The following is a 14894-nucleotide window of genomic DNA, read 5'->3' as shown; positions in this document are numbered from 1 at the left end:
CCCGAGCCGCAGGATGGCCCGATGACGACATGGAGAGCACCGGAAATCGACCGCCGCCACGAGCCCCTGGTCGCTGATGAGCGCACCATGCTGGAGGGCTGGCTCGACTACCACCGCGACACCCTGCTGCACAAGTGCGCCGGCCTCACCGCCGAGCAGTTACGCACGCCGAGCGTCGAGCCGTCCGGCCTGAGCCTTCTCGGGTTGGTCCTGCACATGAGCGACGTCGAGCGGTCCTGGTTCCGCCAGCGCTCCGCCGGCCAGGACCTGCCCGACCTCTACGACTACGACACCGACAACGACGCCGACTTCCACGCTGCGGCCGACGCCGATGCCGAAGCCGCCTTCGCCGTCTTCCGGGCCGAGGTCGACGCAGCCCGGGCAGCGGCCGAGGGGCGCTCGCTGGACGACACGTTCACACTGACCCGCAGCGACGGGACCCGCACCTTCAGCCTGCGCTGGGTGTACGTGCACATGATCGAGGAGTACGCCCGGCACAACGGCCACGCCGACCTGATCCGGGAACGCATCGACGGCGTCACCGGCGACTGACTATCGCTGGTAGTCCAAGGCAGCCCGCAGGTAACGCAGATCGGCGTGGCCACCCCAGCGGTGCGCCGACAGCCCGGCGGCGCGGGCACCCCGCACGGCCCAGTCCTCGTCGTCGACGAAGAGGACCCGGGCCGGCGGGGTGGCCAGGGCCACGCAGGCGGCCTGGAAGTATTCCGGGGCCGGCTTGTGCACCCCGATCACCGAGGAGTTGACCACCACGTCCAACTCGCCGACCAGACCGAGCGCGGTCAGGTCGGCGTCGAGCAGGTCGGTGGCATTGGTGCCCAATCCGACCCGGACGCCCGCCGCGCGGACCTCCCGGACGAACGCCAACACCTCCTGGTCGACCTCTCCCCGGTAGCTCTGCCACTGCTCCACCGCGGCGCGGGCCCGTTCCGGGCTGCCCACCGATTCGGTCAGGGCGTCCGCCACGCTGCTCATCCACTCGGCGTGGTTGACCTGGCCGGTGAGCACCGGCTGGAGCCGCCCCCACTGCATGGCGATCTCGCCGAGCACCCCCTCGGAGAGGCCGTACTCCCGCTCGACAACGGCGGCCACCGCCGGGTCCCACCGGCGCAGTACGCCGTCGAAGTCCAGCAGGAGCGCCGTCGCGCGTTCCCGAGCCACTACCCGTTCTCCTCGCCGCGGCCGTGCCGCTGGTCGTCCTCGTCGGCCCGGTTGAGCCGTTGGCTGATCACCTGGGTGACCCCGCTGCGCATGGTCACGCCGTAGAGCGCGTCGGCGATCTCCATCGTCCGCTTCTGGTGCGTGATGACGATCAGCTGACTCTTCTCGCGCAACTGTGCCAGCAATGTGATCAACCGGCCCAGGTTGACGTCGTCCAGGGCCGCCTCCACCTCGTCCATGATGTAGAACGGGCTGGGCCGGGCGCGGAAGATCGCCACCAGCATGGCCACCGCGGTCAGCGACCGCTCGCCACCGGAGAGCAGCGACAGCCGCTTGATCTTCTTGCCCGGTGGGCGGGCCTCCACCTCGACGCCGGTGGTGAGCAGGTCCTCCGGTTCGGTGAGGATCAGCCGCCCATCGCCGCCGGGGAAGAGCACCGTGAACACCTGCTCGAACTCCCGGGCGGTGTCCTCGAAGGCGCTGGCGAAGACCTCCAGGATCCGCTCATCCACGTCCTTGACCACGGTGAGCAGGTCCCGGCGTGTGGCCTTGAGATCCTCCAACTGCTCGGAGAGGAACTTGAACCGCTCCTCCAGCGCGGCGAACTCCTCCAGCGCGAGCGGGTTGACCTTGCCCAGCAGGGCGAGTTCGCGTTCCGCCTTCGCGGCCCGCTTCTCCTGCACCGGCCGCTCGTACCGCACCGGCTCGGGCACCGGCAGACCGTCCCGTTCGGCCGCCGCGACGTCGACCTGGGTCGGCGGAACGGGCTGAGTGGGGCCGTACTCGGCGACCAGCGTCTCCACGTCCAGCCCGAAGTCCTCGGCGGCCTTCGCCTCCAACTGCTCGATGCGCAGCCGCTGCTCGGCGCGAGCCACCTCGTCGCGGTGCACCTGGCTGGTCAGCCGCTCCAGTTCCGCGCCGAGCCGCTTGGCCGCCCCGCGTACCTCCTGGAGATCTGCCTCCCGCGCGGCGCGCTCCAGGGCGACCGCGTCGCGGTGCTCCTCGGCCGTCGCGATCGAGGTGGTCAGCCGGGTCAGCGCCTCCCGGGCGCCACCGGCGACGGACCGGGCGATGCCCGCGCCCCGGGCGCGGGCAGCCCGCCGGGCCGCCGCGCGCTCCCGGGCGGCCCGCTCCGCGGTGGCCTGCCGGGCGAGGGAGTCGGCCCGGCCGGCGATCGAGGAGACCCGCTCCTCGGCGGTACGGACGGCGAGCCGCACCTCCATCTCGTTCTGCCGGGCCTGCGGCACCATGGCCGCCAGTTGATCGCGTTCCTCGGTGGAGGGCTCGGCGTCGACCGGGGTCTCCTCGGCCAGCCGTAGCCGCTCCTCCAGCTCGGCGAGGGCGGTGAGATCCCGTTGCCGGGCGGCCTCGGCGCGGGATCGGGAGTCGCCCAGCCGGTCGGTCTCGGCCTTCGCGGACCGGGCTGCCGCGCCCAACTCGGCCAGTCGGCGAGCGGCGGCGTTGCGGTGGCTCTCCGCCTCGCGCTTCTCGGCGGCGGCGTGCTGCACGGCCTCCTTGGCGGCGGCCACCTCGGCGCGCGCCTCGACCAACTGGTCACGCAGCTCCAAGCCGGCGCGTTCGGCGGTGAGCCGGTTGGTGCGGGCCTCCTCGACGGCGGCCTGCACCTCGATGTAGCTGGGGGCCTTGGCCGACCCGCCCGCCGCCGCGTACGCCCCGACCACGTCACCGTCCGGGGTGACCGCCCGCAGCTCGGGGTTGGTGGCGACCAGCTCGGCCGCGGCGGCGAGGTCATCGACGAGGGCCACGTCCCGCAGCGCCCGGTGCACCGCCGGGCGTAGCTCGGGGCCACACTCCACCAGGTCCGGCGCCCACCGGGCGCCGTCCGGCAGCTTCGGGCGCAGCGCGTCCGCGGAGCCGGTCATGCCAGGCCCGGCCGGGCTGCCGACCAGCAGGCCCGCCCGGCCGGCGTCGGAGATCTTCAGCAGCCGCATCGCCTCGACGGCCTCGTCCACGCCGGTGACGGCGACCGCGTCGGCGAGGCCGCCGAGCGCGGCGGCCAGCGCGGCCTCGTGGCCCGGCGCGACGGTGAGCAGCCCCGCGAGGCTGCCGAGCAGGCCGGGCACGTCCCCGGCGCGGGCGAGTAGCGCACCGGCGCCGTCCTTGCGCCGCAGCCCCAGAGCGAGCGCCTCCTCCCGGGCTTTCCAGGTGGCGGCGTCCTTCTCGGCAGCCCGCTCCGCGTCGGCCAGCGAGCGGACGGTTGCCTGCGCGCGTTCCTGCTCGGCGACGGCCTCGGCGTGCCGGGCGTCCAGGTCGGCGTTGTCCCGGTCCGCCTCGGTGGACTGGGCGGCGACCGCGTCCAGGTCGGCCTGCGCCTGCTCGGCGCGGGCCAGCGCGTCGGCGTGCGCGACGGCGAGCCGTTCGATCTCCTCCCCGGCGCTGGTGGTCCGAGCGCGGGCCGAGTTGACCTGGCCGGTGAGCCGGGCCATGCCCTCGCGCCGGTCGGCGATGGCCTTGGCCGCGGCGACCAGTTCCCGCTCGGCGGTGGCGAGCTGCCGTTCCAGCTCCTGGCGATGCTCGACCGCCTCGGCCAGTCGGATCTGGTCGTCGGTGAGCGCGGCGCGCAGCTCCTCTTCCTGCTCGCGGACCCGTTCCGCCTCGGCCTCCAGCTGGTCCGGGTCGCGGCCGGGTCGCTCGTCGTCGCCGGTGGCGCTGAGGTGCCGCAGCCGCTCCCGGGCCAACTGCTCGATCGAACGGAAGCGTTCCTGCAGGGCGGAGAGCTTGTACCAGGTGTCCTGAGCGGCGGCGAGCAGTGGCGCGTCCTCGGCGAGGGCTGCCTCCAACTCGCCGAGCCGGCCCTGCACCTCGGCGTGCTCACCCTCGATCTGCTCGCGCCGCTCGCGCAGCGCGGTCTCGTCGGCGATCTCCCGGTCGAGGGTGGTCCGCAGGGTGGCCAGGTCGTCGGCGAGCAGGCGCAACCGGGCGTCGCGCAGGTTGGCCTGGATGGCGGCGGCACGCCGGGCCACCTCGGCCTGCCGGCCCAGCGGCTTGAGCTGACGGCGCAGCTCAGTAGTCAGGTCGGCCAAGCGGTTGAGATTCACCTGCATCGCGTCGAGCTTGCGCAGCGCCTTTTCCTTGCGCTTGCGGTGCTTGAGGACGCCGGCCGCCTCCTCGATGAACGCGCGGCGGTCCTCCGGCTTGGCGTGCAGCATGCCGTCGAGGCGGCCCTGCCCGACGATGATGTGCATCTCCCGGCCGATGCCGGAGTCGGACAGCAGCTCCTGGATGTCGAGCAACCGGCAGGAGTTGCCGTTGATCTCGTACTCGCTCTCGCCGGAGCGGAACATCCGGCGGGTGATGGAGACCTCGGTGTACTCGATCGGGAGCGCGCCGTCGGTGTTGTCGATGGTGAGGGTGACCTCGGCGCGGCCCAGCGGTGCCCGGCCGGCGGTGCCGGCGAAGATGACGTCCTCCATCTTGCCGCCACGCAGCGCCTTGGCGCCCTGCTCGCCGAGGACCCAGGCGATGGCGTCGACGACGTTGGACTTGCCCGAGCCGTTCGGGCCCACCACACAGGTGATCCCGGGTTCCAGCTTCAACGTCGTGGCGGAGGCGAAGGATTTGAACCCCTTCACCGTCAGGCTCTTGAGATACACCTACTCGTCCTCGTCCGGTGGCCGCCGTACCGTCGCCGGCTGTGGGGACCTGGGTGAACTCGCAGACTAACCCGCCGATGGGAGCGGGTTGACACGCGACCCGCCCCGCGTCGCGTCGGCCGTGGGCGCGCTGTCGTTCTCTCGGCCGCGAAGAAAGGCAAGCGCCTTTCATGATCGGCTTATCCGTCGACGCGTTTCGGTAACTGCGAGGTGCGCTTACCGCACGATCCACCACAAGATCATGAATGGTCGGTGTCGAAAAGGTGCCGGACAGTGTTGCGCGCCGGCACAGAGGTGTCGGCGCGCATTTTTGCGATGGTGCGATTCAGTTTTTTGGGTCCTGAAGATCAGGTCAGCGCCGGCTCGGCCAGACGGAGCAGATCGTCCGCCTCTGCCGCAGCCGCCGCGAGCCGATCGTTGTCGGCACGCAGACGCGTGATCTCGAACTCCAGTGCCTGGACCCTGGCACGCAGTCGGGTGACCTCGTCGAGCAGACGCCGGTCGGGCGCTGCACCTACGTGGCCGTAGAGGGCCTTCGCCATGCTGACTCCTTGATATGCGCTGCCGGAAAGGCCGGCCAACGCGCGCCCATTTGTACGCGGCTGTCATTCCAGGCTGTATCTGGGCATGACCGGGCGCGACTGGCGACACCTATATATTGAGCCGCAAACCCCTCCTTCGTCAAGTTCTCGCAGGCCGTAGATCATCTCTACGTCGACCTGTCCACTTGTCGGGGGGGCTGCCGCAAGGCACGGACACTCTCTGTCCGGACGCCTTTACTGTACGCCCGGATCCGCGGAAGTCCGCACCCCGGCGTCCGACTTCGCCTTAACTCTTTCTTAGCCACGTTGCCGCAGGTCGCAGGCACGCCGTAGCGTCACCCCGGCCCGCAACCGACCCCTGGAGGCATAGGCGTGTACGGCTGGACCGATCCGATGGACCCGAACGGCGCCCCCCGGCGCGCCGGAGGTCCGACCGACGAGCCGGCCTGGCTGCACGACCGCCCGGAGCCCCGCTCGGCCTACCTGTTCGGCGACGAGCCCGGTCAGCCGGGCGACGAGTGGCACCAGGAGCAGCCCACCAGCGGCCGCCAGCCGGACCGGGCAGCCCCCGTGGAGGCTGCCGACGCCCACACCGCCGCCTGGCCGGCCTACCAGCCGGAAGGCGAGACCGGCGGCTGGGGCGACAGCCGCCCGGCGCAGGACACCACCGGCGGTCGGCGCACCGAGACGCCCGGCGGCTGGCACACCGACACCGACCCGGACACCACCAGCAGTTGGCGCGGCGCCGCCGAGACCGGGCGACCCGGCGAGGGGCGGCACCGCTCCCCACGCCGTTGGCGCCGGCCACTGATGATCGGGGGCGCCGCCGCGGCCGCCACCCTCGTGGTGAGCTTCGGCGTCGGCGCGCTCGCGCTTCCCGGCGGCGACGACGGGGCCGCTCAGCCGACGGCCGTCGACGACTCCTTCGCCGCGTCGGCCGTACCGACCGAGGAGCCGGTGCTGGACACCCTCGTCGCACCCTCCCCGTCCGCCACACCCAGCGCGACGTCTCCGAGCCCGTCGCCGAGCAGGGTCGTCAAGCCCACGCCGGCGTCGTCGCGGAGCACCGCGGCATCGCGTCGCAGCGTCAACCGCAGCAGCGCGCCGAGCACCCCCGGCGGTTCCAACGGCTCCAGCGGCTCGGTCAGCGCCCAGGCCCGCGAGGTGGTGGACCTGGTCAACGCAGAGCGGGCCAAGGCCGGCTGCAAGGCGCTGAGCATCAACGACAAGCTGATGACGGCCGCCCAACGGCACAGCCAGGACCAGGCCGACCACCAGAACATGTCGCACACCGGCAGCGACGGCAGCAACTCCGGCACCCGGCTGGACCGGGTCGGCTACGCCTGGCGCACGTACGGCGAGAACGTGGCCTGGAACCAGAAGACCCCGGCCGCGGTGATGGACGCCTGGATGAACAGCTCCGGCCACCGGGCCAACATCCTGAACTGCGCGTTCACCGAGATCGGCGTCGGCATCGCCAGCAGCAACGGACCGTACTGGACGCAGGTCTTCGCGGCGCCGCGCTGACCGCGCGTCGTTCCCGCCCCCGCGCTCGTTTGACCCGGTGAGGTACGTCGGGCCGGAGCGTGGGGGCCGCGTACCGGTGCGGGCGGCGACGGGCCGTCCGGGACCCGGGAGCTGCCGATGCGGATCCGGCCGCGGCGACGCGTCGCCGTACGCCCACTGCGCCGCGCCCTGTCGGCCAGCGTCGCTCTGGTGCTGGTGGTGCCTGCGTACGGGTGCCGACCCGCGCTGACCCCGCCCGGTGCGCCCACCGCGTGGCCGGCGACCCAGGCCCGGCACTGGCAATGGCAGTGGCAGCTCAGCGGCCAACTCGATCCGGCGGTGGACGCCGAGGTCTTCCTGCTCGACCCGGTGACCACCACCGCCGCGCAGACCGCCGAGCTGCGCTCGCGGGACCGCCGGTTGATCTGCCAGGTGAACGTGGGGTCGGCCCGCTCCGACGATCCGGACGCCAGCCGGTTTCCGGAGATCGTCCGGGGCGCGGCCGGGCGTCGACCCGACAGCCGGTGGCTGGACGTCCGGAGTTGGGACGCGCTCCGGCCGGTGCTGGCCGACCGGTTCCGGCTCTGCCGCGGCAAGGGCTTCGGCGCGGTGGCGCTCTTCGACGCCGACGGGTACGCAGCGCGCACCGGCTTTCCGCTCGACTTCGACGACCAACTGCTGTTCAACCGCCGGCTGGCCGAGCTGGCCCGCTCGCTGAGCCTCTCCCCCGGGCTGGCCAACGACGTGCCGCAGCTCGCCGCCCTGGCCCCGGATTTCGACTTCGCGGTCAACGAGGAGTGCGTCCGGCTGGCCCAGTGCGCCAAACTGCTGCCGTTCAGCGACGCCGGCAAGCCGGTCTTCCACGTCGAGTACACCGGCTCGACCGACGACTTCTGTGTCACCACCGTCGGCTATGGCTTCGCGTCGATCCGCAAGGACCGCACGCTGGATGCCTCCCGGGAAGCCTGCCCCCTCCCCTAGCCCGCGCCCGCGCCCGCTCCCGCGCCCGCTCCCGCTCCCGCTCCCGCGCCCGCGCCCGCGCCCGCGCCCGCTCCCGCGATCTTGCACTTTTGGTCGTCGGCTTGCCAGGTTCATCCGGCTTTGTCGCGACCGAAAGTGCAAGATCGGCGGGATTGAGGGGGCGGGGCGGGGCGGATCAGGGGACGGGGAGCAGCTCCGGGGTTGGGGCTGGTGGGTCGGTGGGGGCGGGTGCCGGGCGAGGGCGCAGGAAGCGTGGGGCCCACCAGTTGGCGTCGCCGAGCATGGTCATCAACGCCGGCAGCACCACGCCCCGGATGATCGTGGCATCAAGCAGGATCGCCGCCGCCAGGCCGATGCCGAGCTGCTTCATGTCGATCGTGCTCAACGTGGCGAAGATCGAGAAGACTCCGACCATCACGATCGCCGCGCTGGTCACCACGCCTGCCGACGAGGTGATCCCGTACGACACGGCGTCGCGGTTGGCCAGACCGGACCGGACGCCCTCACGGATCCGACTGACCACGAAGACGTGGTAGTCCATCGAGAGGCCGAACAGCACCACGAAGAGGAACAGCGGCAGCCAGGACACGATCGCGCCCATCGACGTGAAGCCGAGCAGTCCCTGCGCCCACTCGCCCTGGAAGATCAACACCAGCAGCCCGTACGCGGCACCGGCGGAGAGCAGGTTCAGCGCGATCGAGCTGGCCGCGATCACCACCGACCGGAAGGTGAACGCCATGACCAGGAAGGTCAGCACCAGCACGAAGCCCATGACCAGCGGCAACTTGTCCCGGACGTGCTGTGCGTAGTCCTCGCTGTCGGCCACGCCCCCGCCCACCGCGTACTCGATGCCCGGGATGCCCCGCAGCTCGGCCGGGACCAGGTCGCCGCGCAGCTTCTCCAACGACTGCACCGACCGGTCGTCCCGGCTGGCGTACGGGGTCGGGACGTCCAGCACCGAGACCCGCCGGTCGGCCGACACCTCGATCTTCGGGCCGTCCGCCTCGGCCGGGGCGAACAGCGGATCGCCGGCCGCCCGGGTGGACAGGTCGGTGAGGGCGGCACGTACCTGGTCGGCCTGGTCGGCGGGCGCCCGAACGGCCACCACGTGATTGGTTCCGGCGCTCGGGAAGGCGGCGGTGAGCCGGTCGTACGCCTGCATGGCCGGAGTCGTGCGGGGCAGATCCTCCATGCCGGGGAACTTCAGTTTCATGCCGAGCGCCGGCGCGGCCAGCGCGAGCAGCAGCCCGACCGAGATGACAAGCGTCGCCACCGGCGCGCGCAGCGCGGGCCGGAGCACCGCGGGCCACAGTCGGGGCGCGCGGGGCTCACCGTGCCGGCCGGTGCGCGGCGCGGTCAGTCGCCAGAGCAACGGCACCCGGGGCCGGTCCACCCAGCGGCCGAGCCGGGCCAGCAGCGCGGGCAGGACGGTCAGCGAGCCGGTCACCGCGACAGCCACCACGAGGATCGAGCCGATGGCGAGGGACGAGAAGACCACGTCACCGGCGAGCAGCAGCCCGGCCATCGAGATGATCACCGCGAAGCCGGAGACCACCACGGCGTGCCCGGAGGTCTCCGCGGCGATCTCCACCGCGTCCAGACCGGACCGACCCTTGGCGCGTTCCTCCCGCTCCCGACGGATGTAGAACAGCGAGTAGTCGACCCCGACCGCCATGCCGATCAGCAGGATCACCGGTGCCGTGGTGTCGGTGGCCGGCACCAGGTGCGAGGCGAGGGTGGACAGACCCATCGCGGCGGCGACCGAGGAGAGGGCCAGCAGCACCGGCACGCTCGCCGCGATCAGCGCGCCGAACGCGATGATCAGGATCGCCAGGGTGACCGGCAGACTGAGCAGCTCGGCGCGCTGGAAATCCTTGCCCAGGGTGTCGTCGAGGGCCTGACCGATCGACGGCCCGCCGACCTGCTCGACGCGCAGCTCGGGGTGTGCCGCCTGCACGGCGGCGGTGGCGTCCCGCAACGGCTGCACCCGCTCCGACGCGGTCTCCGGATCGCCCGACATGGTGATCGGTAGCAGCAGCGCCGAGCCGTCCCGCGCGGTGACCGGCTGACCAACCCCGGCCACCCCGGCGACCGTACGCAGCCGGGCCGCCGCGTCGGCGGCCGCCGCCTTCGCCGCCGCCTGGTCCAACGCACCGGACTGGGAGGTGATGAGGACGTTGTCCACGGCCGGGTCATCGAAGTCGCCGGCGTCCACGATCAGGCTGGCCCGTCCCGCCTCGCCGATCGCCTGGTCGCCGCTCGTGGCCTCGTTGAGTCCGGCGGCGTTGCCGCCCACGAAGCACACCGCCACGAACACGGCCCACAGTGCGATCGCCCGCCACGGGTGCTCGGCGCTCCACCGCGCCAACCGCACCGTTACCGGTCTTCTCCCCATCTCGGGTCCCCCTGTCACGTCAGCCCCCTGTCAACGGTGCTGACGCTAGGTGCGTGACGAGGCGATCACATCGGGGATCGACCCCGGCCCGCCCTGAAACCACCAGACCGGGAGCGGGGCGGCGTTCGTCGGGCGTAAGCCCGCGATCGGGACGTACACCGGGGTCCAGCCCGGAGCGGCCCGCCGCGACCCGCCGGCATCGCCCCGAGCCGGCTCCGGGTCATCCCCGAAGGGAACCCCGGGGCCGTGGCTGACAGTGCGGGCAACTGTACGAGGAACGGTTCATGAACGCCTCGCGCCGGATCGGTGCGCCGCACCGGCGGCACGGCTCGCCCTCGCGGCCGTAGGCGTTGAGCGCCCGGTCGAAGTAGCCGCTCTCGCCGTTGACGTTCACGTAGAGGGCGTCGAAGCTGGTGCCACCCTCGCTGATCGCCTCGGCCAGCACGTCGCGGACGTGGCCGAGCAGGCGTTGCACGGCCGGGCCGGTCAACGCGTCGGTGGGTCGGGTGCCGTGCAGCTTGGCACGCCAGAGCGCCTCGTCGGCGTAGATGTTGCCCACCCCGGAGATCAGGGTCTGGTCCAGCAGGGCCCGCTTCACCTCGGTGTGCCGGCGGCGCAGCGCCGCGACGAACGCCGAGTCGGAGAACTCCGGGTCCATCGGGTCGCGGGCGATGTGCGCGATCTCGTCGGGCAACTCGGCACCGCCCTCGCTCACCGAGAGCCCACCGAACGTGCGCTGGTCGACGAAGCGCAACTCCGGGCCGTCGTCGCTGAACCGGAACCGGACCCGCAGGTGGGTCTCGTCCGCCGTGCCGGGTGGCTGGAGCAGCAACTGACCCGACATACCGAGGTGCCCGACGATCGCGTCACCGCTGTCCAGTGGCAGCCACAGGTACTTGCCGCGACGGCGGGCGTCCAGCACCGTCCGGCCGGCGAGAACGTCGGCGAAGTGCACGTCGCCTGGAGCATGCCGGCGGACCGCACGCGGATGACGAACCTCGACCGAGGCGATCCGGCGGCCGACGACCCACTGGGCCACCCCCTGCCGGACGGTCTCCACCTCGGGCAGCTCAGGCACGCCCCGGGCCCGTCTCGTGGCCGTCGGCGCCCCCGGCCGGCAGCGCCTGCGCCAGATGGTCGGCCTGCTCGGCCTGGGCCGCCCGCTCGGCGCGCTCCAGCGGCCCGAACGGCTCGTCGGAGTCGGCTGAGTCGTCCCGGTCGGTCGGCTGGTCCTGACCGTCGTCGCCGACCCGGCCATCCTGGCCGTCGTCGCCGTTCTGGCCGTTCTGCTCGGCGAGCGTCCGCCAGGCGACCTCGGCGGCCCGCTGCTCCGCCTCCTTCTTGCTGCGCCCTTCGGCGCCGCCGTACCGGTTGCCGGCCACCACCACCCAGGCGGTGAACGTCTTGAGGTGATCCGGGCCGGTGCCCTCGATCCGGTACTCCGGAACGCCGAGCCCGAGCGCCGCCGTCAGCTCCTGGAGGCTGGTCTTCCAGTCCAGCGCGGCGCCGCGACCGGCCGACTCGGCCATCAGCGGATCGAAGAGCCGGTGGATGACGATCCCCGTGGTGTCCAGGCCGTACTGGAGGTAGATCGCGCCGAGCAGCGCCTCCAACGTGTCGGCGAGGATGCTCGCCTTGTCCCGGCCACCGGTCGTCTCCTCACCCTTGCCGAGCAGCAGGTACGCGCCGAGCCCGTCCGGGCCCAGACCGCGGGCCACGTCGGCGAGCGCCCGCATGTTGACCACGCTGGCACGCAGCTTGGCCAACTGCCCCTCGGGCAGATCCGGGTGGTTGTGGAAGAGCGCCGTGGTGATCACCACGCCGAGCACCGAGTCGCCGAGGAACTCCAGCCGCTCGTTGGTCGGCAGCCCGCCGTTCTCGTACGCGTACGACCGGTGGGTCAACGCGCGCTGGAGCAGCTCGGGTTCCAGGCTCACCCCGAAGGCGGCTTCCAGGTGACCGACGGACGTCCGCCGCCGCTTGTCGTTGCTCATGTGCGTACCTCGGTGTCGGTGGAGCGATCGGTGCGATCCGTCGCGGCGTCGCCGGCGAGCAACGCGGAGACCAGATCGGTGGCGCGCCGCCGCCACAGGTGGGCGGCGAGAGCTATGCCGGAGGCGACGTCGCCGGCGCGGGCGGCCCCGTGGCAGACGACCACCGTCCCCGCGACGCCCAGCAGGGCCGCCGCGCGGGGCGAGCCGCCCTCGGCAGATGGGCCGCCGGCCATCGCGTACGCGCCCTCAATGGCCTTGAGCAGCACGTTACCGGTGAAGCCGTCGGTGACGACCACATCGGCGCGCGCGCCGAGGGCCACGTCGTACCCCTCGACCAGACCGACGTAGCGCGCCCCACCGGGCAGCGGTTCGACGGCGAGCAGAGGGTCGGTGGCGCGGCGGACCCGGTCGCCCTTGCCGGCCTCGGTGCCGACCGAGAGCAGCCCGACCCGCGGCGCGGCGATCGAGTGGGCCACCGCCGCGTAGGCGGCGCCGAGCACGGCGTGGCGGGCGAGGGTGGCCGGGCGGGGTTCCAGGGAGCCGCCGACATCGAGCAACACGACCGGCCCCGCCACGGCGGGCAGGGTGGCGGCCAACGCAGGTTGGCGGATCTCCGGCGAGCGGCCGAGGCCGAGCACGGCGGCGGTGACTGTGGCACCGGTAGCGCCGGCGGAGACCAGCGCGTCGGCGGTCCCGTCACGAACGGCGATGACCGCGGCCCGAACGGTGCTCTCGGCGCGTGCGGCGCTGGGGTGGTCGGCCATGCCGACGACATCGCGGACGGGCCGCACCGTGATCCGGGCGCGTTGCGCCGGATCGAGGGCAGCAATCAGCTCATCGGCGACCTCGGTCGGACCGACGAGAAGCAGATGCAGGTCAGGGTCGGCGCGCATGGCCCGCAGAGCGCCGTCAACCACGACGGCGGGAGCGTCGTCCCCGCCGAGGAGGTCAACGGCGATCCGCGCGGCGCCCGGCTCCACCGGAACGCCGGCCGGAGTAGGCCGGCCGGCGTCGGAGGGAGCCGGGGCACCGGGCGAATGCCAGGATGCGCGCGCCGCCCGACCTGGGGTCGGGGGCGTCACTCGGCGTCCAGGTCAGACCTCGAGAACCTGGCGGCCGTTGTAGGTGCCGCAGACGGAGCAGGCGGCGTGCGGCAGCTTCGGGGACTTGCACTGCGGGCACGCAACGGTCGCGACCACGGTCGCCTTCCAGTTCGCCCGGCGGGACCGGGTGTTGCTGCGCGACATCTTGCGCTTCGGGACGGCCACGGTTCTTACTCCTCTGTAACGGTCAGTTGCGACAGGCCCGCCCAACGCGGGTCGATCTGCTGGTGACTGTGGTCGGCCGGCAGATCGTCCCAGTGCGCCCCGCATTCGGGGCACAGTCCTGGGCAGTCCTCCCGGCAGAGCGGGTTGGTCGGCAGCGTGAGCACCAACGCGTCCCGCAGCGCCGGCTCCAGGTCGATCAGATCGCCCTGCATCCGGCCCACCTCGTCCTCGTCGGTCGTGGCGTCCGTGGTGCTGTCCTCGTACGCGTACAGCTCCTGGATCGTCACGGCCATCGAGTCGTTGATCTCGCGCAGGCAACGGCCGCACTCGCCCCGGACGGGACCGGTGATGGTCCCGGAGACGAGCACGCCCTCGGACACCGACTGCAACCTCAGATCGAGGTCAAGGTCCGCGCCCTCCGGCACGCCGATCAACTCCACACCGAGGTCCGCCGGTGCCGGCACGACCCGCTGGACCTCACGCAACGCGCCAGGGCGACGCGGCAGGTCCCTCGTGTCGAGGACCAACGGCGACCTGGGGTTGAGTGTCGATGGCGAGTGCTTGGGCATAGTTAGACTCCGGCCGGTGAGAGGCCGACAAAAAAGGTTACCTGGACGACCGCCGGACCGTCGAACCGGGGGCGACGCCCGCCTGAGAAGTCGGCTGGTGAGGTGCCGCTCAGAAGGGTAGCGGGCGTTCCGCCTCATCCCCAGCGAAGGTGCCGATCTCGCGCAGCGCGTGCATCTTGTCCCGTCCGCGCTCTATCGAGGCCAGCGCCCGGGTGAGGAACTGCTCGAAGTTGGCCAGCGCGGTGTCGACATAGTCGTCGACCTCCTCACGCAGGCGCTGCGCCTCGGCGCGGGCCTCACCGATGATCCGGGCACCCTCGTGCTCGGCCGACACGGTGATCTCGTTCACCGAGACCAGGCGGGCGTGTTCTGCCTCACCCTCGCTGATGATCCGGTCCGCCTCCCGCTTGCCGGCTTCCATGATCTTGTCGCGCTCATCCAGGAGCGCGGCGGCGCGACGCAGGTCGGCGGGGAGATCGGCGCGCATCTCATCGAGGGCAGCGATCATCTCACCCCGGTCGACCATGCAGTTGTTGCGCGACATTGGCACGGAGCGGGCCTGCTCCAGGATGGCGATCAGTTCGTCGATGCGATCGAGCGGGTCCACCGGCTACCTCACTCCTGTCGTTCGTCGGCCGACCTCCATGATGCGGGCTACGGCCGTTCCCCGCGCCACCAATCATGTCGTGCCCGCCCCGCCGCCGCCCCACTCACCCCAACCCGGCGAGTCGCGACATAGTCACCCCCGGCCCCACCACGCCGCCCCACGCGCTGCCCGGCGTTGCCAGGTGCTGCCCAGCGGCTCACTGCCCGGCGTCACCGAGGGCAAGTTCGATTCGCCGCAGC

13 protein-coding genes are annotated in these 14894 nt (G+C 72.3%); 3 read left to right on the top strand and 10 right to left on the bottom strand.

Features of this window, described 5'->3' with window-relative positions:
• Positions 1–21 precede the first annotated feature (21 nt).
• Positions 22–552: a DinB family protein gene (locus V6U86_RS27125; RefSeq protein WP_334507993.1), complete on the top strand. Its 531-nt coding sequence runs from the start codon at positions 22–24 to the stop codon at positions 550–552.
• Here the strand turns inward: V6U86_RS27125 and V6U86_RS27120 are convergent, their stop codons facing one another.
• The 3 genes from V6U86_RS27120 to V6U86_RS27110 form a co-directional block, all read right to left on the bottom strand.
• Positions 553–1179 carry an HAD family hydrolase gene (locus V6U86_RS27120; RefSeq protein WP_334507990.1) on the bottom strand — a complete coding sequence of 209 codons (627 nt, stop codon included), beginning with the start codon at positions 1177–1179 and terminating at the stop codon, positions 553–555.
• Positions 1179–4793, bottom strand: a complete 3615-nt coding sequence (gene smc, locus V6U86_RS27115) for a chromosome segregation protein SMC (RefSeq protein ID WP_334507988.1) — start codon at positions 4791–4793, stop codon at positions 1179–1181. The genes V6U86_RS27120 and smc overlap by 1 nt, the downstream gene beginning before the upstream one ends.
• Positions 4794–5140: 347 nt before the next feature.
• On the bottom strand, positions 5141–5335 hold the full coding sequence (locus V6U86_RS27110; protein WP_007456482.1) for a hypothetical protein: 195 nt from the start codon (positions 5333–5335) through the stop codon (positions 5141–5143).
• A gap of 372 nt (positions 5336–5707) precedes the next feature.
• Between V6U86_RS27110 and V6U86_RS27105 the strand changes: the two genes are divergently transcribed.
• Positions 5708–6862 (top strand): CAP domain-containing protein, encoded by a 1155-nt coding sequence (locus V6U86_RS27105; protein WP_334507983.1) that lies wholly within the window; start codon positions 5708–5710, stop codon positions 6860–6862.
• Between the two features lie 117 nt (positions 6863–6979).
• On the top strand, positions 6980–7822 hold the full coding sequence (locus tag V6U86_RS27100; RefSeq protein WP_334507981.1) for an endo alpha-1,4 polygalactosaminidase: 843 nt from the start codon (positions 6980–6982) through the stop codon (positions 7820–7822).
• A 175-nt stretch (positions 7823–7997) separates the two neighbouring features.
• Here the strand turns inward: V6U86_RS27100 and V6U86_RS27095 are convergent, their stop codons facing one another.
• The 7 genes from V6U86_RS27095 to V6U86_RS27065 all read right to left on the bottom strand — a co-directional run bounded on the left by V6U86_RS27095 (position 7998) and on the right by V6U86_RS27065 (position 14655).
• On the bottom strand, positions 7998–10217 hold the full coding sequence (locus V6U86_RS27095) for an MMPL family transporter (RefSeq protein ID WP_334507979.1): 2220 nt from the start codon (positions 10215–10217) through the stop codon (positions 7998–8000).
• Positions 10218–10437: 220 nt separating this feature from the next.
• Positions 10438–11295 (bottom strand): bifunctional DNA-formamidopyrimidine glycosylase/DNA-(apurinic or apyrimidinic site) lyase, encoded by an 858-nt coding sequence (mutM, locus tag V6U86_RS27090; RefSeq protein ID WP_334507977.1) that lies wholly within the window; start codon positions 11293–11295, stop codon positions 10438–10440.
• The gene (rnc, locus tag V6U86_RS27085) at positions 11288–12211 is read right to left on the bottom strand and encodes a ribonuclease III (RefSeq protein ID WP_334507975.1); all 924 of its coding nucleotides are present in this window, start codon (positions 12209–12211) and stop codon (positions 11288–11290) included. Before rnc ends, mutM begins: the two co-directional genes overlap by 8 nt.
• Positions 12208–13191 (bottom strand): phosphate acyltransferase PlsX, encoded by a 984-nt coding sequence (locus V6U86_RS27080; protein WP_334507973.1) that lies wholly within the window; start codon positions 13189–13191, stop codon positions 12208–12210. Before V6U86_RS27080 ends, rnc begins: the two co-directional genes overlap by 4 nt.
• A 114-nt stretch (positions 13192–13305) precedes the next feature.
• A complete protein-coding gene (rpmF, locus tag V6U86_RS27075) occupies positions 13306–13479 on the bottom strand; it encodes a 50S ribosomal protein L32 (RefSeq protein ID WP_030335284.1) in 174 nt (57 codons plus the stop codon).
• 5 nt (positions 13480–13484) lie between these two features.
• Positions 13485–14048, bottom strand: coding sequence for a YceD family protein (locus tag V6U86_RS27070; RefSeq protein ID WP_030335285.1), 564 nt, complete (start codon positions 14046–14048; stop codon positions 13485–13487).
• A gap of 109 nt (positions 14049–14157) precedes the next feature.
• Positions 14158–14655, bottom strand: a complete 498-nt coding sequence (locus tag V6U86_RS27065; RefSeq protein WP_091393065.1) for a hypothetical protein — start codon at positions 14653–14655, stop codon at positions 14158–14160.
• Between the last annotated feature and the right edge of the window lie 239 nt (positions 14656–14894).

The sequence above is a fragment of the Micromonospora sp. CPCC 205558 genome, assembly GCF_036902955.1.
GTDB lineage: Bacteria > Actinomycetota > Actinomycetes > Mycobacteriales > Micromonosporaceae > Micromonospora.
The sequence above is the reverse complement of the archived record's forward strand: the minus strand, read 5'-3'. Positions and strand labels throughout refer to the sequence as shown.